This window comes from Streptomyces sp. CB03234 (genome assembly GCF_001905885.1).
In the GTDB taxonomy this organism is placed as follows: domain Bacteria; phylum Actinomycetota; class Actinomycetes; order Streptomycetales; family Streptomycetaceae; genus Streptomyces.
In genome coordinates, this window is record NZ_LIYH01000001.1 from 518,570 (window position 1) to 541,841 (window position 23,272).

The window sequence follows — 23,272 nt, forward strand, 5'->3', positions numbered from 1 at the left end:
AAGGCGGGCCATCCGATCGGATGGCCCGCCTTCCTTGTGTTCCTGCGTTGCCGGCCGTGTACCCCGGCGGCCGAAGCCGCCGGGGTCCGTCAACCTCTGCCGCTGCCAAGCGCCTTGCGGTCGGCGCTCGGCAACGCCGGACGGGCGGGCCGCTCCTGGGGCCCCCGCTCAAGACGGAGCGCCAGCTCGGGGCAGCGCCGTACCGCCAACTGCGCGCGGTCCCGCAGGTGGACCGGCACCGACGCGTCCGCGAGCACCGGATAGCCGTCGCGGCCCATGCGGATCAGCTCCGGGACGATGTCCGCGCACAGCCCGTGGCCCTTGCACAGCGTCCAGTCCACTGCCAGCTTCTCGCCGCTCGGGATGGACTCCACGGCCTCCTCGTAGCCCGGCTCGGGCAGCGGCAGCACGCCGATCGTCGGCCGCCCGCAGCCGCCGTGCAGGACGTGCGCGGCCAGATCGTCGGTGAACGCGGACAGCGTCGAGCTGAAGAAGCGCGCCGACCCGTCGGGGTGCTTGCACACGCCCCGGCCCTTCACCGCCTGGGTGACCTCGCGCAGCGCCTCCAGGGCGGCGGGCCCGCCGCCGTTCAGCACGTCCGACAGGCCGCCCGCGGCGGCCGGCAGGCCCAGGCGGCAGGGGCCGCACTGACCGGCCGTCTCGGCCGCCAGCCAGTTCGCCACACGCTGCGCCTCGCCCAGGGGGCAGGTCTCGGGCCCGATCGGCAGGATCGCGCCGGCTCCCAGGGCGCCCCCCACGGACGCCATGGAGTGCCTGGAGATGACGCAGTTGTCCACGGCCATGGAGTCGATCCAGTTGCCGTGGTACCCGCCGGTCAGTACGCCCTGGGGGACCGGCGGGGCGCCGGCCATCTGAAGCACGTACCGCATGGGGACGCCCGTGGGGACCTCCACCACCATGGGGCGGGCGACCTGCCCGGAGATCGTCAGCATCACCGTGCCGGGCTCGCTGTCCAGGCCGTGCTGGCCATAACGGCCGGCGCCGATCCGGGCGGCGACGGCGAGCTGGGCGAACGTCTCGGCGTTGGACAGCAGCGTCGGCGCGTTGCCCACTCCCGACTCGGCGGCGCGCTCGCGGCGGCCCGGCGGGATCGCGGGACCGCCGTTCGCCGCGCGGATCACCGAGGACGCCTCACCGGAGACCATGCGCTCCGGAGTACGCACGACACGCGCGCGTAGCCGCTGTCCGCGCCGGTCGGACAGGCCCCGCTCGGCGAGGGCGGCCCGGATGGAGATCTCCGTGGAGTTGCGGGTGACGGCGACGATCAGGGTCCGGGCGCCGAGGGCCTCGGCGGCCAGCAGGGCGCCGTCCAGGATGAGGTGGGGGGCGCGGTTCAGCAGGACCGTGTCCTTGCGGCAGGCGGGCTCGCCCTCGCTGCCGTTGACCACCACGACGGGGCGCACCCCGCGCCGGATCGTCGCCTTGGCGACCGCGCGCAGCTTCCTGCCGAACGGGAAGCCGGCGCCGCCGCGACCCGTCAGCGATATGTCCTCGGCGAGCTGGGCCAGCCGCTCGCCGCCCATGGGTTCGAGCGGGCCGTGCACCTTCAGGTGCATCTGCAGGTCGAGCCGCTCGACGAGGTCGAAGCCCTGGGTGAGCTGCGGGAGGCCGACGACGCGGACTTCGGGGACGTCGGGGAGCGGGTCGTTCACGGGCGGTCTCCTGCGGGTGCGGTCCAGGGCTCGCCGGCCGGCGGCTGCTGGAAGGGGCCCGGTGCGGGCTCAGTGGGGCTGGTGGAGCTGTACGGGGGAGGGGTGGTGTCGTGGCCGTACGAGGCCGGGGCGGGGGACGGGGCGGGCGGCGGCGGGGAGGGGGTCGGCCAGTAGCCGGGACGGGTCGCCGGTTCGTCGGTCATGACCGGCAGCTCCTCCGTCATGGGGACGCGCTCGGCGTACGGGATCTCCTGGGTGGGGCTGCCGGTGGGGCTGCCGGCGGCGGCGTTGCCCAGGGACACGGCCCGGTACGCCGCGGAGATGCCCGCCCCTGTGGTGCCGCTGGTGGAGGGCGAGGGGAAGCCGGGCTCGTACAGCGGCGGGGAAGGCGGGGTGAGGGTCCGGGGCTGTTCGCGGGGGCGGCCGAGGGGCAGGTCGGGGGAGGCGGCCGGGCGCTCGGGCCGGGTGACCGGCTCCCGCCGCAGCTCCTGCTCGAACGGGGGGTCGTAGAGGCGGGGCGGGGCGATGCCGGAGGCGCCCGGCAGCGGCGACACCGACGGGTCGCGCCGCCGGCCGCGGCCGCGCCCCGGCTTGTCGGTGCCCGGCCCGATCAGGGCCAGGACGCGCTCGGCGAGGCGCTGCTGGGCGGGGCGGGGCAGCAGTCGTATCGAGACGGCCGCGGCGACCCCGGCGAGCGCGAGGCAGTACATGGTGGTCACCCAGGTGGCCGCGGGGCGACCCGCGTAGAGCCCATGGACGAGCGCGCAGCACCACGCCGGATAGGCCAGCATGTGCAGGGGCCGCCAGCGGGCCGCGATGCTGCCGCGGCCGGCCAGGGCGCTGCGGGCGGCGCCGGTGGACGCGGCGATCACCATCAGCAGGCCGGCGAGCGACCCGAAGCCGATCAGGCCGGACGTGCCGGTGACTCCGAGTCCGAAGGGGATGAGGGCCCCGATGAGCGCCACGTGTCCGAGGGAGACCTTGACGGTGGCGTGGAGGAGGAGGAAGCCGAGCGAGGCCACCGCGGTGGTGCGGTGGATGGCCTGGGCGAGCAGACGGTGGCGGGTGGAGAGGAGCAGCCGGTCCGTCGCGATCAGGCCCCAGGCCACGGAAGCGGTCAGTGACACCAGGGAGAGGACGCCGGTGGTGAAGTCCAGGGCGGCCCGGAAGCTGTCGCTGCCGCCGATCGCGAGCACGGGTATGAGTACCAGTGCGGCCGCGGAAAGCCCGCCCTGTACCGGCTTGCTCAAACCGGCCTGCGAGGCGGGCGATGAGCGGGTCTTGCGATGAGGGTTCATGGGGGGCGACTCCAGTGGTGCGGAAAAGAGGTCCCGTGGCCGCATGCTAAGTCGAGGCATACCAACCGGTACGAGATTCGAGCGTTTAAGGTTCGGAACGGCCGACAACTGACTCTGGGGTTGCCCTGGATAGGGTCGATACGCGGAGTAACCCTGAGGCCCGCCGTGGCGTCCGGCGGCGTGACCAGCCCGTGGAACCTCGATGCGGCTCGTACGGGCCCTGCGGTACCCTGACGCCATGCGTGCCGTACGCCTTCTGCTTAGCGAGCCGCGCTGATCAGTACCGGCGGATGAAAGATCCGGCCGGAATCGGCGCGGCGTCCCCTCCTGTGTGAGGGGTTTTTTCATTTCGCCGCGCTACAGAGCGGCAGCCGGCAGAGACGATCGATGGAGCTTCAAGGATCATGAGCGAGATGAATTCGGCTGCTGTCGAGTCAGCAGCCCCGCATCGATACACGGCGGCCATGGCCGCCGACATCGAGGCACGCTGGCAGGACTTCTGGGACGCCGAGGGCACCTACGAGGCGCCCAACCCGAGCGGTGACCTCGCCGGCGACCCGGCCGTGGTCGCCCGCCCCAAGAAGTTCATCATGGACATGTTCCCCTACCCCTCGGGTGCCGGACTGCACGTCGGCCACCCCCTGGGCTACATCGCCACCGACGTCTTCGCCCGCCACCAGCGCATGACCGGGCACAACGTCCTGCACACGCTCGGCTTCGACGCCTTCGGCCTGCCCGCCGAGCAGTACGCCGTCCAGACCGGCACCCACCCGCGCGTGTCGACCGAGGCGAACATCGAGAACATGAAGGTCCAGCTGCGCCGGCTGGGCCTGGGCCACGACAAGCGCCGGTCGTTCGCCACGATCGACCCGGACTACTACAAGTGGACCCAGTGGATCTTCCTGCAGATCTTCAACTCCTGGTACGACGAGGAGGCGAAGAAGGCCCGCCCCATCGCCGACCTGATCGCCCAGTTCGAGAGCGGTGAGCGCCCCGTACCCGGCACCACGCGCGCGTGGTCCGAGCTGACCGCCACCGAGCGCGCCGACGTCCTGAGCGGGTACCGCCTGGCGTACGCCTCGGACGCGCCCGTCAACTGGTGCCCCGGCCTGGGCACCGTCCTGGCCAACGAGGAGGTCACCGCCGACGGCCGCTCCGAGCGCGGCAACTACCCGGTCTTCAAGGCCAAGCTGCGCCAGTGGAACATGCGCATCACCGCCTACGCCGACCGGCTGCTGGACGACCTGGACGCGCTGGACTGGCCCGACGCCATCAAGCTGCAGCAGCGCAACTGGATCGGCCGCTCCGAGGGCGCCCGCGTCGACTTCGCCGTCGGCGACGACGCGATCACCGTCTTCACCACCCGCCAGGACACCCTGTTCGGCGCCACCTACATGGTGCTGGCGCCCGAGCACGAGCTGGTCGAGAAGATCGTCCCGGCGGCCTGGCCCGAGGGCACGCACGAGGTCTGGACGGGCGGCCACGCCACCCCGGCCGAGGCCGTCGACGCCTACCGCAAGCAGGCCGCGTCCAAGTCCGACGTCGAGCGCCAGGCCGAGGCCAAGGACAAGACCGGCGTCTTCACCGGCGCGTACGCCATCAACCCGGTCAGCGGCGACCGCGTCCCGGTCTTCATCGCCGACTACGTCCTGATGGGCTACGGCACCGGCGCGATCATGGCCGTGCCCGCGCACGACACCCGCGACTTCGCCTTCGCGCGCGCCTTCGAGCTGCCCATGCGCTGCGTCGTCGAGCCGTCGGACGGCCGCGGCACCGACCCCTCGACATGGGACGACGCCTTCGACTCGTACGACGCGAAGATCGTCAACTCGTCGAGCGACGCCATCTCGCTGGACGGCCTGGGCGTCGTCGAGGCCAAGACGAAGATCACCGAGTGGCTGACCGGGCGTGGCATCGGCGAAGGCACCGTCAACTTCCGGCTGCGTGACTGGCTGTTCAGCCGCCAGCGCTACTGGGGCGAGCCCTTCCCCATCGTCTACGACGAGGACGGCATCGCCCACGCGCTGCCCGAATCGATGCTGCCGCTGGAACTGCCCGAGGTCGACGACTACTCGCCGCGCACCTTCGACCCGGACGACGCCGACACCCAGCCCGAGACGCCGCTGTCGCGCAACGAGGACTGGGTCAACGTCACCCTGGACCTGGGCGACGGCCCCAAGAAGTACCGGCGCGAGACCAACACCATGCCCAACTGGGCCGGTTCCTGTTGGTACGAGCTGCGCTACCTGGACCCGCACAACAGCGACCGGCTGGTCGACCCGGCGATCGAGCAGTACTGGATGGGCCCGCGCGAGGGACAGCCGCACGGCGGCGTCGACCTGTACGTGGGCGGCGCCGAACACGCCGTACTGCACCTGCTGTACGCCCGCTTCTGGTCCAAGGTCCTGTACGACCTGGGGCACATCTCCTCGGCCGAGCCGTTCCACAAGCTGTACAACCAGGGCATGATCCAGGCGTTCGTCTACCGCGACGCGCGCGGCATCGCCGTACCGGCCGCCGAGGTCGAGGAGCGCGACGGCGCCTTCTGGTACCAGGGCGAGAAGGTCAGCCGTGTCCTGGGCAAGATGGGCAAGTCCCTGAAGAACGCCGTCACCCCGGACGAGATCTGCGCCGAGTACGGGGCGGACACGCTGCGCCTGTACGAGATGGCCATGGGCCCGCTGGACGTCTCCCGGCCCTGGGACACGCGCGCGGTGGTGGGCCAGTACCGGCTGCTGCAGCGGCTGTGGCGCAACATCGTCGACGAGGCGACCGGTGAGGTCACCGTCGTCGACAGCGAGCCCGACGAGGACACGCTGCGCGCCCTGCACAAGGCCATCGACGGTGTCGGGCAGGACATGGCCGCCATGCGGTTCAACACGGCGATCGCCAAGGTCACCGAGCTGAACAACCACCTGACCAAGACCGGCGGCCCGCTGTCGCGGTCGGTCGCCGAGCGCCTGGTGCTGCTGGTCGCCCCGCTGGCCCCGCACATCGCCGAGGAGCTGTGGCGCAAGCTCGGCCACACCGACTCCGTCGTCCACCAGGACTTCCCGGTCGCCGACCCGGCGTACGTCGTCGACGAGACGGTGACCTGCGTCGTCCAGATCAAGGGCAAGGTCAAGGCGCGCCTGGAGGTCTCCCCGTCCATCACGGACGCGGACCTGGAGGCACTGGCCATGGCCGACGAGGCTGTCGTCGCGGCGCTGGGCGGCGCGGGCATCCGCAAGGTCATCGTGCGGGCGCCGAAGCTGGTGAACATCGTCCCGGCGTGACACCTGGGTGTTTTCCCCTACGGGCAGGTTGGGGGTTCGGATGGAACCCTCGGCCTGCCCGTTCCGTTTACCGTGGAGGAACGACGTACTGGCGCGCCCGCGCCGTACCGAGCGACATCGAGGGGACTTCATGGCAGAGGCGATCGCGATCCTGGCGCTGCTCTTCGTCGCCTTCGTCGCTCTGGGGGTGTACGTGACCGTGAAGGCCGTCAAGGCCGCGAAGCGGGGGGTGGACCGCACCATCACCCAGGCGCGGCGAACGGTCGAGGACACCACGCTGCGGGCCAAGAGCTACGCGCCGGGCGGCGTGACCGCCGAGCTGGCGCAACTCCGGCTGTCGCTGCGGACGTCGATGCGGGCAACCCAGGACGCGCTGGAGGCGGGCGTGGCGGAGGACGCCTCGCTCAAGGAGTCCCTGGAGCTGTTCCGACGGCTCAGCGCGCACGGGCACGAACTGGACGAGGACCTCAAGCGGCTGGAGCGCGACCCCGACCGGGCCGGGGTTGCCGCGCAACTCGGTGAGCTGCGTGAGCGTACGGAACGGATCACCCACTCGGCGGAGTCGTTGCGGTGGGCGGCCCGGGACCGGGCGCGGAAGTTCGCGGACGACGACCTGGCGTCGCTGAGCGCGCAGATCGACGTGGAGGCCGGGGCGCTGCGGCACTGGGCCGGGCGCGAGGAGGACGACCTTTCCTGGCCGGAGGCAGCGGCGGGGCAGGCATCGGCACAGACCTGGCCGGTCGAGGCCGACGCGCAGCCGGGCACGGGAGCGCCGCAGGGCGGCGGTGCCGCCTCCGACGCGGACGTGCCCAAGGCGATCACGGCGCAGGATCCCCGGCAGCAGACGTTCTACTCCTGGCAGAAGTCGACGCGGCCCGAGACCACGAACTGACCCGGACCGATCACGGGCCGGGGGCGGGCTGCCGTACGGAGCCCCCTCCGGGGTACCCTCCCGGTCATGTCCCGCCATGTCGCGATCGTCACCGATTCAACGGCCTACCTGCCGCCGCAGACGATGGAGCGGCACGGTATCACCGCGGTGCCGCTGACCGTCGTCCTCGGTGACCAGGCCCTTGAGGAGGGCACCGAGATCTCGGCCCGCTCCCTCGCCCTCGCGCTCCAGAAGCGACGCTCGGTGACCACGTCCCGGCCCAGCCCCGAGGTGTTCGCCGCGGCCTACCGGGCCGCCGCCGAGAAGGGCGCCGCCGGGATCGTGTCGCTGCACCTGTCGGCCGAGTTCTCGGGGACGTACGACGCCGCGCTGCTGGCCGCCAAGGACGCGGCGGTGCCCGTGCGGGTCGTCGACACCGGGATGGTCGCCATGGCGCTGGGCTTCTGCGCGCTGGCGGCGGCCGAGGCGGCGGAGGCGGGCGGCACGCCGGACGAGGTGGTCGCCGCCGCGGAGAAGCGGGCCGCCGGGACCTCCGCGTACTTCTACGTCGACACGCTCGAGTACCTGCGCCGCGGCGGCCGCATCGGCGCGGCCCAGGCGCTGTTGGGCTCCGCGCTCGCCGTGAAGCCGCTGCTGGAACTGGAGGGCGGGCGGATCGAGCTGCGGGAGAAGGTCCGCACGGCGTCGAAGGCCATCGCCCGGCTGGAGGAGATCGCCGCCGAGCGGGCGGGCGCGAGCCAGGTGGACATCGCGGTGCACCACCTCGCGGCAGCCGACCGGGCCGCCGCGCTCGCGGACAGGCTGCGCGGCCGTGTCCCCGGCCTGGCCGAGCTGCACGTCAGCGAGGTCGGCGCGGTCATCGGCGCGCACACCGGGCCAGGGCTGCTGGGGGTCGTCGTCTCGTCGCGGTGACTGCCCGGGCTCATGCTTGTGAGTGACCGGGTTTTCCACAACTGGCGGGTTATCCACGGAATTTGACGCGGCTCGGCGGGTTCGGGCGAATGCGTCTAGCGTGCTCGGCATGGCAAAGCGAACACACTCCGTAACATCCTCATCGCCCCTCGTGCGCGCAGCGAGCGGCCCCGGCCGGGCACCCGGCTCCGACGGCCGCACGCGCAGCCGCGGCCCCGCACGACACCGCGTGCGCGGAAGACGAGCAGCCGCGCACGCGACGGCGACAGCACGCCGCCGCGCGGACGCCCTCTTCGCAGGGACGGGCGCGTACGCGACGCATCCGCCGCCGGACGACGACACGCCCCGGGCGAGCCACCCGTCCCCGGACGATGGGCCGCGTCCGGACGGTGGGCCGCGTCCGGACGGTGGGCCGTGCTCGGACGGTGGGCCGTGCTCGGACGGTGGGCCGTGCTCGGACGGTGGGCCGCCGCCGGGGGATGCTGGTCGGCCTTTGGGCGGTGGCGCGAGTCCGGATGCTGGTCGGCCTTTGGGCGGTGGCACGTTGCCGGATGCTCGTTGGCCGTCGGACGGTGGCGCGTGTCCGGACGGTGGCCTGCCTTCGGTCGGTGGTCCGCGCTCGGTCAGTGGCCGGCTTTCGACCGGTGGGCGGGTGCCGGCGCGGTCACCGGTGGCGGCGGCGGGGCCGGCGGCGGGGGTGGCCGGCGAGGCTGCGGCGGGTGCCGGCGTGGCTGCTCCGGGCTCCGGGGAGGAGGCACTGGGGCGGCGGGAACGGTGGCGCCTCGGGTTGCGGGAGCGGATGCCGTTGTGGCTGCAGGCGCGGTGCGGGATGGAACCGCGGACGGTTGTCGCACTCGCGGTCGTCCTGGTCGTGGCCGCTGCCCTTGCCGGGAGGTACTTCTGGGCGGGCCGCCCGGAGCCGGTCCGGGCGCCCGACCTGGTCAGGGCGGCGGCGCCACCGGCGGCGGGCGCCGCGACCCGCCGACCCCCTGCGGGGGCACCACCCGTCGTCGTCGACGTCAGCGGGAAGGTACGGCGGCCGGGCGTGCTGCGGCTGCCCGCAGGATCACGGGTCGGTGACGCCTTGCGCGCGGCAGGCGGTGCCAGGCCCGGTACCGACCTCACCGGGCTGAACCGGGCCCGCGTACTCATGGACGGCGAGCACGTCGTGGTGGGCGCCGTACCCGGACCGGCGGCTCCCCCGCCCGGGGCGCCGTCCGGTCCCGGTGGTGGCGAGGGGCCGGTCAGCCTCAATACAGCGACCGTGGAACAACTGGACACGCTGCCCGGCGTCGGCCCCGTGCTGGCCCAGCACATCGTCGACTACCGCACCCGGCACGGGGGTTTCCGGTCGGTCGACGAACTCCGCGAGGTCAACGGGATCGGTGAGCGCCGGTTCGCGGACCTCCAGTCCCTCGTACGGCCATGAGCCGCCCGGCGGTTCACGCGGCGTCAGGCAGCCCACTCGGGGCGGCCGATCCGCGGCAGGAGGGCCCGGCCGACGTGCGGCTCGTGGGACCCGCGCTGGCGGCGTGGGCAGCGGCGGCGCTCGCGATCGGCGCACCCGGCCGGTGGACGGTGCTGGGCGCGGCGCTCTGCGCCCTGGGCGGTGTGATGCTGTTGCTGGTGTGTGCCGGCGGACGGGCCGTGCCCGTGGCACCCGCCCGGTGGCGGGGCAACGGGACGGCGTGTGCGGCGGTACTGCTCTGCGCCGCGGCCGGTGCGGCGTCCGCGGGGCTGCACGGCGCCGATCTGAGACGGGGTCCGTTGCCGGGGCTCGCGGAGCAGCACGCACGGGTCGGCGTCGAGGCAACGGTCACCTCCGATCCACGGCTCACGCGCGTCAGGGTGCGCGGTCCCCGGGCGGCCCCCGCCTCCGTCGTCCTGGACGCCCACGTGACGCGAGTGACGGCGCCCGACGGGGCGGTCACCAGCGTCCGTACGCCCGTGCTGGTCGTCGTGCCGCCCGGCGGAGGCGAGTGGCAGCGGCTGCTGCCGTCCACCCGGCTGCGCCTGACAGGGCGGCTGGCACCGCCGCATCACGACGGCGAGCCGTTCGCCGCCGTCCTACGGGCGGACGCGGGCCCGCCACGTGTCACGGGGCCGCCGACCGCACTCCAGCGCACGGCAGGGGAACTGCGCGCGGGACTGCGCGCCGCGACCGACGGGCTCGCTCTGGATGCCCGCGCCCTGCTGCCGGGGCTGGTCGTCGGGGACACCTCCCGCATCCCGCCCGACCTGCACGACGCCTTCCGGGCCACCGACCTCACCCACCTCCTGGCCGTTTCCGGCAGCAACCTCACCATCGTGCTGCTGCTGCTCATCGGCCCACCCGGAAGCGCGCTGAAGGCCGAACGCGGAGGGCTGGCGCCCAGGCTGGGAATCCCGCTCCGGGCGACGGCGCTGCTCGGCGGGGCGCTGACCCTCGCGTTCGTCCTGGTCTGCCGACCCGACCCGAGCGTGCTGCGCGCCGCCGCCTGTGGGCTGATCACCCTGCTCGCCATCGGCACCGGGCGCCGCAGGTCACTGATCCCCGCGCTCGCCGCCGCCGTACTGCTGCTGGTGCTGTACGACCCGTGGCTGGCGCGCAGTTACGGCTTCCTGCTGTCCGTGCTGGCCACCGGGGCGCTCCTGACCGTCGCCCCGCGCTGGAGCGCCGCGCTGGGAAGGCGCCGGGTGCCGCCGCGGATCGCGGAGGCGCTGGCCGCGACAGCCGCCGCCCAGGCCGTGTGCGCCCCGGTCGTGGCCGTCTTCGCCGCCCGGGTCAGTCTGGTGGCGATCCCGTGCAACCTGCTCGCCGAACTCGCGGTGGCCCCCGCGACCGTGCTCGGGTTCGCCGCGCTCGCCACGGCACCGGTCGCGATGCCGGTGGCCGGGGCGCTGGCCGAGTGCGCGGGCTGGCCGGCTGGCTGGCTCGCCTCCGTCGCCCGCGCGGGAGCCGCGCTGCCCGGGGCGGAGGCCCAGTGGCCGGGCGGCTGGCAGGGTGGGCTGCTGCTCGCCGCCGTCACGGGGGCGTCGGTGGTGTGGGTGCGGCGGATGCGGCACCGGGCATGGCTGGCCGGCGCGTGCACCGTGCTGTTGCTGCTCGCGGTGGTGCGGCCGCCGCCGCTCGTCAGGCTGATAACCGGCTGGCCGCCGCCCGGCTGGGTGTTCGCGATGTGTGACGTCGGCCAGGGCGATGCGACGGTCCTCGCGGCGGGCGGCGACACGGCCGTGGTGGTGGACGCGGGGCCCGATCCCGAGCCCGTGGACCGGTGCCTGCACGCGCTGGGCGTCACACGGGTGCCGCTCGTGGTGCTCACGCACTTCCACGCCGACCATGTCGCGGGCCTGCCGGGCGTCCTGCGCGGCCGGGCCGTCGGGGCGATCCAGACCACGAGCCTCCAGGACCCCGAGGAGCAGTCGGCGTTCGTGCGGAGGGCGGCCGCCGCGGCCGGGGTGCCCGTCATCCGGGCGGGTGCCGGCGAACGCCGGCGGATCGGGCCGCTCGACTGGCAGGTGCTGTGGCCGGGCGCCGCCATGGGCGGCCCGGTGCCGGAGGGGGCGAACGACGCCAGCGTCACGCTCCTCGTCCGCGCCGGCGGCCGTACGACCCTGCTGCTCCTCGGCGATCTGGAGCCACCCGCCCAGCACGGCCTGCTGCGGGCCCACCCGGACCTGCCGCAGGTGGACGTCCTGAAGGTCGCCCACCACGGCTCGGCCCACCAGGACCCGCGTCTGCTGAGCAGGGTCCGGCCACGGCTGGCCCTGGTCTCGGCCGGCCGTGACAACCCGTACGGCCACCCGTCGCCGCGTACGGTCGGCGCGCTGCGGGCCCAGGGAGCGGTGGTCCTCAGCACCGACAGGCACGGCGCGATCGCCGTGACGGGAAGGGGGAAGGAGCTGCGTGCCGCCACGGCGCAGGGGGCGGGGCCGGAGCCGTAGCGGCACGCAGGAACAATGTTGTGCGTGAGCGATGTGAGACATGTGCTGGTGCTGCCCGACCGGGACGCGGCCGAGGAGGCGGCGGAGGAGCTCGGGGAGCGTTTCGGGATCACGGAGGAGCCGCAGCTGGTCCGGGACGCCCTGGCCGGTGAGGACGACGCCGAGGACGCCCAGTGGCTGGTGGTCGTCGAGGACCCGGACGGGCGGCTCGCGGCCCGGGAACTGGACGAGTTCGCGGCCCAGTGGGACGGCTGGCGCGAGGAGCCGTAGGGAGGGGCGGTCCGGGCGTACCGGCGTTGTCGGTGGGCCGTGCGATGCTGGTTCGCGATGGCCACCAGAAAGAACCAGACCGACGACGTCCTCGCGCCCGTCACCCTCGCCGTGGGGCAGGAGGACCTGCTCCTCGACCGCGCGGTGCAGCAGGTGGTGGCGGCCGCCCGCGCGGCCGACGCCGACACGGACGTCCGCGACCTGACGCCCGACCAGCTCCAGCCGGGCGCCCTCGCCGAGCTGACGAGCCCCTCGCTCTTCGCCGAGCGCAAGGTGCTGGTCGTGCGGAACGCGCAGGACCTCTCCGCCGAGACGATCAAGGACATCAAGGCGTACCTGGCCTCGCCCGTCGAGGACATCAGCCTCGTCCTGCTCCACGCGGGCGGCGCCAAGGGCAAGGGCCTGCTGGACGCGGCGCGCAAGGCCGGCGCCCGGGAGGTCGCGTGCCCGAAGACCACCAAGCCGGCCGAGCGCCTGACGTTCGTACGCGGTGAGTTCCGGGCGCTGGGCCGGTCGGCGACGCCGGAGGCGTGCCAGGCGCTCGTCGACGCGGTCGGCAGCGATCTGCGGGAGCTCGCGTCCGCGGTGTCGCAGCTCACCGCGGACGTCGAGGGCACCATCGACGAGGCGATCGTCGGGCGGTACTACACGGGCCGCGCGGAGGCCTCCAGCTTCAACGTCGCCGACCGGGCGGTGGAAGGGCGGGCAGCCGAGGCCCTGGAGGCGCTGCGGTGGTCGCTGTCCACCGGTGTCGCGCCCGTGCTGATCACCAGCGCGCTGGCGCAGGGTGTGCGGGCGATCGGCAAGCTGTCGGCGGCACGGGGCGGGCGCCCGGCGGACCTCGCGCGCGAGCTCGGCATGCCGCCGTGGAAGATCGACCGGGTGCGTCAGCAGATGCGCGGCTGGACACCGGACGGCGTCGCCGTCGCGCTGCGCGCGATCGCCGAGGCCGACGCGGGGGTCAAGGGCGGGGGCGACGACCCGGAGTACGCGCTGGAGAAGGCGGTCGTCACCATCGCCCGCGCGGCCCGCTCCCGCCGCTGACCCTCGCGGGGCGGCGCGCATCGCTGCGCGGCGGGGGCGGTGGCGCTGGCGCTGGCGGTAGGGCCGCGGGGCGGTCCGGGGTGCGTGGTCGGCCGCCGGCCGGTGGGGGTGCGCCCGGCCTGACGGCCGGACTGGGGTTCCCACCCGCACCACCCGTGTGGGAGGAGGGGCGAGTGCGGGTCCTCCCGTGGGCCCTCTGCGCCGTCGGCGGCCGTGGGCCGCGCGGCGGGGGCTGTCGTTCGGAGCCTCTGGAGCAGGGCCTCTCCGCCGTCGGAGCCGGCAGGCCCGGAGATGGTGGTTCCCGTCGTCACCACCCCCGCGCGGGCCTCTTCGCCGCCCGTCGTACGACGTCGTACGACGCCGTACGACTCCGGGCGTCACGCGTTCGCCAGGGCGCGGCATGGCGAAGGCCCCGGCGGGGCGTCCTGGGGAAGGACGGCGACGGGGCCTTCGGGTGGTGCGTTGGTGAGCTCGTACCCGCGTGGCGAACGCAGGCCGCGTACGAGCTCGGGGTGCCGGTCAGGAGCGGAAGAGAGGGCCCGCTGGGTCCGTTCCGGCGATCAAATCAAGAAAGCTCAGCCCTGCAGGGAGGCAACCTTGGTGGCCAGCGCCGACTTCTTGTTGGCGGCGGCGTTCTTGTGGATGACACCCTTCGAGACAGCCTTGTCGAGCGCACGGGAGGCGGCGCGAGCGGCAACGGTGGCCTTCTCGACGTCACCCGCGGCAGCAGCCTCACGGGCCTTGCGGATCGCGGTCTTGAGCGACGACTTGACGGCCTTGTTGCGCAGGCGCGCCTTCTCGTTGGTCTTGTTCCGCTTGATCTGGGACTTGATGTTCGCCACGAAAGAGCCTTTTCAGGTTCGTAAGGATTTCTCTGATGTGTGCCACGTCGCAGAGAGGGCCACGAGACACAGCTGCCCAGGCTACCAGTCGCCCTCCGGGCGGCCCAAACCGAGCGCCCGTCCCCGTCCGTGGGACCATGGAACCTACGTATCGATCCGCCGTCGACCCGAGCAGAGACGCCCGGCGTCTCGAGAATCAGGACCCTGCGTGCCCGCGACCCCTATCCACGTGCCCGAGCCGAGCCGTACCGACCCGGCGCTGATCCGCAATTTCTGCATCATCGCGCACATCGACCACGGCAAGTCCACCCTTGCCGACCGGATGCTCCAGCTGACCGGTGTGGTCGAGCAGCGGCAGATGCGCGCTCAGTACCTCGACCGCATGGACATCGAGCGCGAGCGCGGCATCACGATCAAGTCCCAGGCGGTGCGTCTGCCGTGGGCCCCCACCGAGGGGCCCGGCCAGGGCAGCACCCACATCCTCAACATGATCGACACCCCTGGTCACGTCGACTTCACCTACGAGGTGTCGCGGTCCCTGGCCGCCTGCGAGGGCACCATCCTGCTCGTCGACGCCGCCCAGGGCATCGAGGCGCAGACCCTCGCCAACCTCTACCTGGCGATGGAGAACGACCTCGCCATCGTCCCCGTGCTCAACAAGATCGACCTGCCGGCCGCCCAGCCGGAGAAGTTCGCCGAGGAGCTGGCCAACCTGGTCGGCTGCGACCCCGACGACGTGCTGCGGGTGTCCGCCAAGACCGGTCTCGGGGTCGAGGCGCTGCTGGACCGCGTCGTCAGGGAGGTCCCGGCCCCGGTCGGCGTCAAGGACGCCCCCGCCCGCGCGATGATCTTCGACTCGGTCTACGACTCGTACCGGGGCGTCGTCACGTACGTCCGTGTCATCGACGGCCAGCTCAACAAGCGCGAGCGCATCCGCATGATGTCGACCGGCGCCACGCACGAGCTGCTGGAGATCGGGACGAACTCGCCCGAGATGCTCCCGGCCGACGGGCTGGGCGTCGGCGAGGTCGGGTACCTGATCACGGGTGTGAAGGACGTCCGGCAGTCCAAGGTCGGTGACACCATCACCACCCTGCACAAGGGCGCCACCGAGGCCCTGGGCGGCTACAAGGACCCCAAGCCCATGGTGTTCTCCGGCCTCTACCCGCTGGACGGCTCCGACTACCCCGAGCTGCGTGACGCCCTCGACAAGCTCCAGCTCAACGACGCCGCGCTCGTCTACGAGCCGGAGACCTCCGCCGCGCTCGGCTTCGGCTTCCGCGTCGGCTTCCTGGGCCTGCTCCACCTCGACGTGATCCGTGAGCGGCTGGAGCGCGAGTTCGGGCTCGACCTGATCGCCACCGCCCCCAACGTGGTCTACCGCGTGCTCATGGAGGACGGCACCGAGCACACGGTCACCAACCCGAGCGAGTTCCCCGAGGGCAAGATCAGCGAGGTGTACGAGCCGGTCGTCCGCGCCACGATCCTCGCCCCCAGCGAGTTCATCGGCTCCATCATGGAGCTGTGCCAGACCCGCCGCGGCACCCTCCTCGGCATGGACTACCTCTCCGAGGACCGGGTCGAGATCCGCTACACCCTCCCCCTCGCCGAGATCGTCTTCGACTTCTTCGACCAGCTCAAGTCAAAGACCCGCGGCTACGCCTCCCTCGACTACGAGCCCACCGGCGAGCAGGCCTCCAGCCTCGTCAAGGTCGACATCCTGCTGCACGGCGACAAGGTCGACGCCTTCTCCGCCATCACGCACAAGGACGCGGCGTACGCGTACGGAGTGCGGCTCGTCGCCAAGCTGCGCGAGCTCATCCCCCGGCAGGCGTTCGAGGTGCCGATCCAGGCGGCCATCGGCTCGCGCGTCATCGCCCGCGAGACCATCCGCGCCATCCGCAAGGACGTCCTCGCCAAGTGCTACGGCGGTGACATCTCCCGTAAGCGGAAGCTGCTGGAGAAGCAGAAGGAAGGCAAGAAGCGGATGAAGATGGTCGGTTCCGTGGAGGTTCCGCAAGAGGCCTTCATCGCGGTGCTGTCCAGCGATGACTCCGCCGGCGGCAAGACCAAGAAGTAGAGCCCTGCCGCACAGCGCCCGTTCGGTTCACGGACGGGCGCTTTTGCGTGCCGTGACACCCCTAGGGCAGGGCACAGTCGTTATGAACAGCCCCTTACATGGCGGACCACGGCGCTCTAACCTGATGCCGCCCGAGGGTTACTCGCCAGTTAAACAATCATCCCGTCGTGCAGCCCTGCCGCAAGCCGCCCGGAGGACGTCGTGAGCGACACACAGACCCTGATCGAGAACCGCCCGCCCTCCGTGGCGGCCCTCTTCCTGGAGCGCGTGGCCGAAACCCCGGATGCGGAGGCCTACCGCTATCCGGTGCCGGCCGCCACCGGCCAGGGCCCCGACGACTGGAAGTCCCTCAGCTGGGGACAGGCCGCCGAGCGCGTCTACGCCATCGCCGCCGGCCTCATCGACCTCGGCGTACAGTCCGAGGAGAGGGTCGCCCTCGCCTCCGCCACCCGCGTCGAGTGGATCCTCGCCGACCTCGGCGTGATGTGCGCCGGCGCCGCGACCACCACCGTCTACCCCCAGACCAACGCCGAGGAGTCCGCGTACATCCTCGCCGACTCCGACAGCCGCGTCCTGATCGCCGAGGACGCCGCCCAGCTCGCCAAGGCCCGTGAGCGCCGCGCCGACCTGCCGCACCTCGCCCATGTCGTCGTCATCGACCCGACCGGTGTCGAGGCGGACGCCGGCGACCCCGAGGGCTGGGTCCTGTCCCTCACCGAGCTGGAGGAGCGCGGCCGCGCGTACCTGGAGAAGCACCCGGACGCCGTCAAGGACCGGGTCGCCGCCATCACCCCCACCCAGCTCGCCACCCTCATCTACACCTCCGGCACCACCGGCCGCCCCAAGGGCGTACGACTGCCGCACGACAACTGGTCGTACATGGCCAAGGCCATCGCCGCGACCGGCCTGGTCACGACGGACGACGTGCAGTACCTGTGGCTGCCGCTCGCACACGTCTTCGGCAAGGTGCTGACCTCTGGCCAGATCGAGGTCGGGCACGTCACCGCCGTCGACGGCCGCGTCGACAAGATCATCGAGAACCTGCCGGTCGTCCAGCCGACGTACATGGCCGCCGTCCCCCGTATCTTCGAAAAGGTTTACAACGGAGTCGCCGCAAAGGCACGGGCCGGAGGCGGCGCCAAGTACAAGATCTTCAAGTGGGCCGCCGAGGTCGCCCGCGAGTACGCCAGGACCAGCCAGGACAACTTCCGCCGCACCGGCAGCGCGAGCGTCCCCTTCGGCCTGAACGCCAAGCACAAGATCGCCGACGCCCTCGTCTACTCCAAGCTCCGTGACGCCTTCGGCGGCCGGCTGCGCGCGGCCGTCTCCGGATCGGCCGCCCTCGCCCCCGACATCGGCTACTTCTTCTCCGGCGCCGGCATCCACATCCTGGAGGGGTACGGCCTCACCGAGTCCAGCGCCGCCTCCTTCGTCAACCCGGGCGAGGCCTACCGCACCGGCACCGTCGGCAAGCCGCTGCCCGGCACCGAGGTGCGGATCGCGGACGACGGCGAGATCCTGCTGCGCGGCCCCGGCATCATGGAGGGCTACCACGGGCTGCCCGAGAAGACCGCCGAGGTCCTGGAGCCGGACGGCTGGTTCCACACCGGCGACATCGGCGAACTGTCCGTCGACGGCTACCTCCGTATCACCGACCGCAAGAAGGACCTGATCAAAACGTCCGGCGGCAAGTACATCGCACCGGCCGAGGTCGAGGGACAGTTCAAGGCGGTCTGCCCGTACGTCTCCAACATCCTCGTCCACGGCGCCGACCGGAACTTCTGCACCGCGCTCATCGCGCTCGACGAGCCCGCGATCCTCGGCTGGGCGGAGGAGCACGGCCTCGGCGGCAAGACGTACGCCGAAGTCGTGGCCACCCCGGAGGTCACCCAGCTCGTCCAGGGCTATGTGGACCGGCTCAACCAGGGTCTCCAGCGCTGGCAGACCATCAAGAAGTTCCGCCTCCTGCCGCGCGACCTCGACATCGAGCACGGCGAGCTGACACCCAGCCTCAAGCTGAAGCGCCCCGTCGTGGAGCGCGAGTACAAGCACCTGATCGACGAGATGTACGCCGGATCCAGGGAGGCCTGAGCCGTACGGCGGAAAAGGGGGCCGCGCTCCGGTGCGCGGCCCCCTTTCGCACGGGCGAGTTCGATGACTCGGCGCTTATGAACGTGCTCCATCTGTCACCCTGTCGGTGTCCGAACCACGAGCCGACCAGGAGCCGACGAGGAGCCGCACGTGGGGTCCTTTCCGACACAGCGCGCGACCACCGGCGAGTTGCCGCTTCCACCCCACCACCCGCCCCCGACCCAGTCCGTCGCACGCACCAGCCTGCCCGGCAACCCGCTCGCCCCGTCCGCCGCCCGCCGCTTCGTACGCGCCGCACTCGCCGACTGGACCGGCCTCGCCCTGCCCGCCGCCGCGACGATCACCGACCGGGTCGCCGACGACGCCGTCCTGGTCGTCGGCGAACTCGTCACCAACGCCGTCGTCCACGCCGGCACCACCGTCGAACTCCTCTGCCGCCTCGAGGACCCCGCCGACGGCCTGCCCGCCGCCCTCGTCCTCGAGGTGTCCGACCACCACCCCACCAGGACCGTCCGCCACGAGCACCAGCACCACCACCAGGAGGACGAGGACGGTCTCGACGAGTACGGTCGCGGGCTCCAGCTCGTCGCCGCCCTCGCCGAATGCTGGGGCATCACCTACCGCCCCGGCCTCAAGACCGTCTGGGCCCGGCTCCCCCTCGACGGCTGGGACACCTGCCCCGTACCCGGCGCCGAACCGGCGATCCAGCGCGGGCTGCGCGCCGCCGAGATCCTCGCCCCGGCACCGCGCCGCCTGGTGCGCGACGACCACGAGTGGGCCGGGCGCGGCGCGCTCTCGTTCCTCGCCGAGGCGTCCGACCTCCTCGCCGGCCAACTGGACGAGGACCTCGTCGCCGCCCTCGCCGGCCAGCTCCTGGTGCCCCGCCTCGCCGACTGGTGCGCGTTCTGGCTGGAGGGCGACGGCACGGAGGGCGGCGGACCGCGGCTCGCCCGCGTATGGCACGCCGACGAATCGGCGCTGGAGGCGCTGCGTACGGCGCTGGAGAAGGAACCACCGCACATGCCCGAACCGGCCCGCACCGGCCCCGTGCCCATCCCCTGGCCGCCGTCGCCCTCGCCGTCATCAGGGCCGCAGGGGAGCGCGGCGGGCGGCACGGCGCTCGCGTACCGGCTGGTCGTGGGCGGGCACGGGCTCGGCACGCTCATGCTGGGACGGCGCGGGCGCGCCCGTATCCCCGACGCCGTCACCGCCCTCGTCGAGGACTTCGCGCGCCGCGTCGCCCTCGCCATCGGCGCCGCCCGCCGCTACACCCGCCAGGTCACCATCAGCCGGGTCCTCCAGCGCGGGCTGCTGCCCAGCCAGCTGGCCCAGATCCCGGGCGTCGACAGCCGCGTCGTGTACGAGCCCAGCGACGACGGACTCGCCGGCGGCGACTTCTACGACGTGTTCCAGGCCGGGCCGGGAGCCCGGCGCTGGTGCTTCATGCTCGGCGACGTCCAGGGCAGCGGCCCGGAGGCCGCCGTCGTCACCGGCCTCGCCCGCCCCTGGCTGCGGCTGCTCGCCCGCGAGGACCACCAGGTCGGCCAGGTCCTCGACCGGCTCAACCGGCTCCTCCTCGACGACGCCACCGAAGCCGCCGAAGCCGCCGCGTCCATGGTCGCCGCGGCCGGCGACCTGCCCGGCGGGCCACAGCCCCCGTACCAGCCCCAGGCGCGGTTCCTGTCCCTCCTGTACGGCGAGCTCGTCCCCCTCGCCCCCGAGGACGGCGGCGGCGCCCGCTGCACCCTCGCCTGCGCCGGCCACCCCCTGCCGCTCCTGCTGCGCCCCGACGGCTCCGTGACGCCCGCCGCGGCCCCGCAGGTGCTGCTCGGCGTCGTCGACGACGTCGGGTACGAGAGCCACACCTTCCACCTCGCACCCGGCGAAACGCTCCTGTGCGTCACCGACGGCGTCACCGAACGCCGCTCCCGTACGGGCCGGATGTTCGACGACGGCGACGGGCTGGCCGAGGCCCTCGCAGGCTGCGCCGGGCTGCCCGCACGGGAGGTCGCCGACCGGATCCGGCAGGCGGTCCACACCTTCGGCGAGACGCCCGTACGCGACGACCTCGCCCTGCTGGTGCTCCAGGCCAGGTGACCGGCCCGGGTGACGGACAATGGGACCCATGCCTTCCGTACTGCCCGATGGTGAGCCCATGCCCGAGGACGGCGCGCTGCCCGCGTCCGCCCTGCTCGGAGCCGGTGAGCGGCCGCTCGGGTTCTACCTGCACGTGCCGTACTGCGCCACCCGCTGCGGCTACTGCGACTTCAACACCTACACCGCCACCGAGCTGCGCGGCTCCGGCGGCGTCCTCGCCTCCCGCGACAACTACGCCACGACGCTGACCGACGAGGTGCGCCTCGCACGGAAGGTCCTCGGCGACGACACCCGCCCGGTACGCACCGTCTTCGTCGGCGGCGGTACGCCCACGCTGCTTGCCGCCGCCGACCTCGTGACCATGCTGGGCGCCATCCGGGAGGAGTTCGGGCTCGCGGACGACGCCGAGATCACCACCGAGGCGAACCCGGAGTCCGTCGACCCCGCGTACCTGGCCGAGCTACGGGAGGGCGGGTTCAACCGGATCTCCTTCGGCATGCAGAGCGCCCGGCAGCACGTCCTGAAGGTGCTCGACCGCACCCATACGCCCGGCCGGCCGGAGGCCTGCGTCGCGGAGGCGCGCGCGGCGGGCTTCGAGCACGTCAACCTCGACCTGATCTACGGCACGCCGGGGGAGAGCGACGACGACTGGCGCGCCTCGCTCGACGCGGCGATCGGGGCGGGTCCTGACCATGTCTCGGCGTACGCCCTGATCGTCGAGGAGGGTACGCAGCTGGCGCGGCGCATCCGGCGTGGCGAGGTCCCGATGACGGACGACGACGTCCACGCCGACCGGTACCTGATCGCGGAGGACGTGCTGTCCGGGGCGGGCTTCTCCTGGTACGAGGTGTCCAACTGGGCCACGTCGGAGGCAGGACGGTGCCTGCACAACGAGCTGTACTGGCGCGGCGCCGACTGGTGGGGCGCGGGGCCGGGCGCGCACAGCCACGTGGGCGGCGTGCGGTGGTGGAACGTGAAGCACCCGGGCGCGTACGCCGCCGCCCTCGCGGCCGGGCGGTCCCCGGGGGCGGGGCGCGAGGTCCTGACGGAGGAGGACCGGCGGGTGGAGCGGGTGCTGCTGGAGCTGCGGCTGCGGGAGGGGTGCGAGCTGTCGTTGCTGAAGCCCGCGGGGCTGGCCGCGTCCAGGCGCGCCCTCGCGGACGGGCTCCTTCAGGAGGAGTCGTACGCCGACGGGCGGGCCGTGCTCACCCTGCGCGGCAGGCTGCTCGCCGACGCGGTGGTGCGGGACCTCGTGGACTAGGCGCGGGCCCCCGGCCGACGGTGCCTAGGGTGCCGTCACGAAGTCGATCAGCTCCTCCACCCTCCCCAGCAACTCCGGCTCCAGGTCCTTGTACGAGGTGACCTTCGAGAGGATGTGCTGCCAGGCCGCGCCCGTGTTGTCCGGCCAGCCGAGAGCCCGGCACACGCCCGTCTTCCAGTCCTGGCCGCGCGGGACCGAGGGCCACGCCCGGATGCCCACCGACGACGGCTTCACCGCCTCCCAGATGTCGATGTACGGGTGCCCCACCACCAGGGTGTGGGCGTCCGTGACGGAGGCCGCGATGCGGGACTCCTTGGAACCGGGGACCAGGTGGTCCACCAGGACCCCGAGGCGCGCGTCGGGGCCCGGGCCGAAGTCCCGGACGACGGCCGGGAGGTCGTCGACGCCCTCCAGGTACTCGACGACCACGCCCTCGACGCGCAGATCGTCGCCCCAGACCCGCTCCACCAGTTCCGCGTCGTGGCGGCCCTCCACGTAGATACGCCCGGCACGGGCCACACGCGCGCGTGCGCCCGGAACGGCGATCGAGCCGGATGCCGTGCGCGACGGGCGCGAGGGGCCGGCCGGCGGGCGCACCAGCGTCACCGTACGGCCCTCCAGGAGGAACCCCCGGGGCGCCAGCGGGAAAACCCGGTGCTTGCCGAACCGGTCCTCCAGGGTGACCGTGCCCGCCTCGCAGCCGATCACCGCCCCGCAGAAGCCGGTGCTCACCTCCTCGACCACCAGGTCCGGCTCGGCGGGTACCTCCGGCACCGGGGCCGAACGCTTCCAGGAGGGCGTCAGGTCAGGGTCGTAAGCGCGCATTCGCCAGACGCTACGACACCCCGAACCGCCGGGCCAGTTCATCGCGTTGGGCGCGTACGAAGGCGGCGTCGACGGCGGCCCCATGACCCGGTACGTACAGGGCGTCCTCGCCGCCCAGCTCCAGCAGCCGGTCCAGGGCGGCCGGCCAGCGCGAGGGGATGGCGTCCGGCCCCGCCTGCGGATCGCCCGACTCCTCCACGAGGTCGCCGCACAGGACGACCTCCCGGCGGCCCGGCACGAGTACGGCCAGGTCGTGGCCGCTGTGGCCCGGCCCCACGTTGGCCAGCAGCACCTGCCGCCCGCCCAGCTCCAGCGTCCACTCTCCGCACACCAGGTGGTGCGGTGCCACCAGGACGTCCGTCGCTTCCACGGCGTCCGCCTCGGCGACCCCGTGCCGCACGGCGTCGCCACGCAGCCCGTCCCGGTCCCTGGTCAGTACGGTGTCGATGCCGACCGCCCCGTACACCTCCGCCCCGGAGAACGCCGCCGTCCCGAGCACATGATCGAAATGGGGGTGGCTCAATGCGATATGCGTCACTCTCCGGCCGCCCATGAGCCCCTGCGCCTGTGTCCGGATCTCGGCGCCCTCACGGAGCGTGGCGCCCGTGTCGAACAGCAGGGCACCGTCCTCGCCGACGACCAGAGCCGTGGTCGCGTCCCACACCGGCAGCCTCCTGCGGCCCACTCCGTCGGCCAGACGTTCCCACCCGAAGTCTTCCCAAGTGACGTCCATACCGGCGACGCTATCGGCAACGACCAGCCGCGTCGCGCGGTAGCGTGTCCCGCCG

The 23,272-nt window shown here is 73.0% G+C and carries 16 protein-coding genes; 11 read left to right on the top strand and 5 right to left on the bottom strand.

Going from position 1 to position 23,272, the window contains the following annotated elements:
- Positions 1 to 89: 89 nt before the first annotated feature.
- Both AMK26_RS02305 and AMK26_RS02310 read right to left on the bottom strand, forming a co-directional pair.
- The gene (locus AMK26_RS02305) at positions 90 to 1,673 is read right to left on the bottom strand and encodes an NADH-quinone oxidoreductase subunit NuoF family protein (RefSeq protein ID WP_073751318.1); all 1,584 of its coding nucleotides are present in this window, start codon (positions 1,671 to 1,673) and stop codon (positions 90 to 92) included.
- Positions 1,670 to 2,971: a ferric reductase-like transmembrane domain-containing protein gene (locus AMK26_RS02310; RefSeq protein WP_073751320.1), complete on the bottom strand. Its 1,302-nt coding sequence runs from the start codon at positions 2,969 to 2,971 to the stop codon at positions 1,670 to 1,672. Before AMK26_RS02310 ends, AMK26_RS02305 begins: the two co-directional genes overlap by 4 nt.
- 404 nt (positions 2,972 to 3,375) lie before the next feature.
- On the opposite strand from AMK26_RS02310, the gene leuS reads away from it, so the two are divergent.
- The 7 genes from leuS to holA all read left to right on the top strand — a co-directional run bounded on the left by leuS (position 3,376) and on the right by holA (position 13,288).
- Positions 3,376 to 6,246 (top strand): leucine--tRNA ligase, encoded by a 2,871-nt coding sequence (gene leuS / locus AMK26_RS02315; RefSeq protein ID WP_073751322.1) that lies wholly within the window; start codon positions 3,376 to 3,378, stop codon positions 6,244 to 6,246.
- A 130-nt stretch (positions 6,247 to 6,376) separates the two neighbouring features.
- On the top strand, positions 6,377 to 7,138 hold the full coding sequence (locus tag AMK26_RS02320; protein WP_073751324.1) for a hypothetical protein: 762 nt from the start codon (positions 6,377 to 6,379) through the stop codon (positions 7,136 to 7,138).
- A 66-nt stretch (positions 7,139 to 7,204) separates the two neighbouring features.
- Entirely contained in the window at positions 7,205 to 8,050 is an 846-nt protein-coding gene (locus tag AMK26_RS02325) for a DegV family protein (RefSeq protein WP_073751326.1), read from the top strand.
- Positions 8,051 to 8,777: 727 nt separating this feature from the next.
- Positions 8,778 to 9,479 carry a helix-hairpin-helix domain-containing protein gene (locus AMK26_RS02330; protein WP_443333134.1) on the top strand — a complete coding sequence of 234 codons (702 nt, stop codon included), beginning with the start codon at positions 8,778 to 8,780 and terminating at the stop codon, positions 9,477 to 9,479.
- Entirely contained in the window at positions 9,476 to 11,974 is a 2,499-nt protein-coding gene (locus tag AMK26_RS02335) for a ComEC/Rec2 family competence protein (RefSeq protein ID WP_073751330.1), read from the top strand. Before AMK26_RS02330 ends, AMK26_RS02335 begins: the two co-directional genes overlap by 4 nt.
- A 24-nt stretch (positions 11,975 to 11,998) precedes the next feature.
- A complete protein-coding gene (locus AMK26_RS02340) occupies positions 11,999 to 12,244 on the top strand; it encodes a hypothetical protein (protein ID WP_073751332.1) in 246 nt (81 codons plus the stop codon).
- Positions 12,245 to 12,301: 57 nt separating this feature from the next.
- The gene (gene holA, locus AMK26_RS02345) at positions 12,302 to 13,288 is read left to right on the top strand and encodes a DNA polymerase III subunit delta (RefSeq protein WP_073751334.1); all 987 of its coding nucleotides are present in this window, start codon (positions 12,302 to 12,304) and stop codon (positions 13,286 to 13,288) included.
- A gap of 575 nt (positions 13,289 to 13,863) precedes the next feature.
- Here holA and rpsT read toward each other — a convergent pair.
- On the bottom strand, positions 13,864 to 14,130 hold the full coding sequence (gene rpsT, locus AMK26_RS02350) for a 30S ribosomal protein S20 (protein WP_064069563.1): 267 nt from the start codon (positions 14,128 to 14,130) through the stop codon (positions 13,864 to 13,866).
- Positions 14,131 to 14,338: 208 nt separating this feature from the next.
- Between rpsT and lepA the strand changes: the two genes are divergently transcribed.
- From lepA to hemW, 4 genes are all read left to right on the top strand, one after another.
- Positions 14,339 to 16,210 carry a translation elongation factor 4 gene (lepA, locus tag AMK26_RS02355; RefSeq protein ID WP_073751348.1) on the top strand — a complete coding sequence of 624 codons (1,872 nt, stop codon included), beginning with the start codon at positions 14,339 to 14,341 and terminating at the stop codon, positions 16,208 to 16,210.
- Between the two features lie 201 nt (positions 16,211 to 16,411).
- Positions 16,412 to 18,301 carry an AMP-dependent synthetase/ligase gene (locus tag AMK26_RS02360; protein ID WP_073751350.1) on the top strand — a complete coding sequence of 630 codons (1,890 nt, stop codon included), beginning with the start codon at positions 16,412 to 16,414 and terminating at the stop codon, positions 18,299 to 18,301.
- 150 nt (positions 18,302 to 18,451) lie between these two features.
- A complete protein-coding gene (locus AMK26_RS02365; protein ID WP_079277408.1) occupies positions 18,452 to 20,398 on the top strand; it encodes an ATP-binding SpoIIE family protein phosphatase in 1,947 nt (648 codons plus the stop codon).
- A 28-nt stretch (positions 20,399 to 20,426) separates the two neighbouring features.
- A complete protein-coding gene (gene hemW, locus AMK26_RS02370; protein WP_198943972.1) occupies positions 20,427 to 21,659 on the top strand; it encodes a radical SAM family heme chaperone HemW in 1,233 nt (410 codons plus the stop codon).
- A 24-nt stretch (positions 21,660 to 21,683) separates the two neighbouring features.
- Here the strand turns inward: hemW and AMK26_RS02375 are convergent, their stop codons facing one another.
- Both AMK26_RS02375 and AMK26_RS02380 read right to left on the bottom strand, forming a co-directional pair.
- Positions 21,684 to 22,484: a DUF3097 domain-containing protein gene (locus tag AMK26_RS02375; protein ID WP_073751354.1), complete on the bottom strand. Its 801-nt coding sequence runs from the start codon at positions 22,482 to 22,484 to the stop codon at positions 21,684 to 21,686.
- Positions 22,485 to 22,494: 10 nt separating this feature from the next.
- Positions 22,495 to 23,217 (bottom strand): MBL fold metallo-hydrolase, encoded by a 723-nt coding sequence (locus AMK26_RS02380; protein WP_073751356.1) that lies wholly within the window; start codon positions 23,215 to 23,217, stop codon positions 22,495 to 22,497.
- Between the last annotated feature and the right edge of the window lie 55 nt (positions 23,218 to 23,272).

Excerpts from the sequence above, each read along its gene's own strand:
- AMK26_RS02325 (WP_073751326.1), top strand. The coding sequence starts at position 7,205 with ATGTCCCGCCATGTCGCGATCGTCACCGATTCAACGGCCTACCTGCCG.
- hemW (WP_198943972.1), top strand. The coding sequence starts at position 20,427 with ATGCCTTCCGTACTGCCCGATGGTGAGCCCATGCCCGAGGACGGCGCG.
- AMK26_RS02380 (WP_073751356.1), bottom strand. The coding sequence starts at position 23,217 with ATGGACGTCACTTGGGAAGACTTCGGGTGGGAACGTCTGGCCGACGGA.
- holA (WP_073751334.1), top strand. The coding sequence starts at position 12,302 with ATGGCCACCAGAAAGAACCAGACCGACGACGTCCTCGCGCCCGTCACC.
- AMK26_RS02320 (WP_073751324.1), top strand. The coding sequence starts at position 6,377 with ATGGCAGAGGCGATCGCGATCCTGGCGCTGCTCTTCGTCGCCTTCGTC.
- AMK26_RS02335 (WP_073751330.1), top strand. The coding sequence starts at position 9,476 with ATGAGCCGCCCGGCGGTTCACGCGGCGTCAGGCAGCCCACTCGGGGCG.
- AMK26_RS02375 (WP_073751354.1), bottom strand. The coding sequence starts at position 22,484 with ATGCGCGCTTACGACCCTGACCTGACGCCCTCCTGGAAGCGTTCGGCC.
- AMK26_RS02310 (WP_073751320.1), bottom strand. The coding sequence starts at position 2,971 with ATGAACCCTCATCGCAAGACCCGCTCATCGCCCGCCTCGCAGGCCGGT.
- leuS (WP_073751322.1), top strand. The coding sequence starts at position 3,376 with ATGAGCGAGATGAATTCGGCTGCTGTCGAGTCAGCAGCCCCGCATCGA.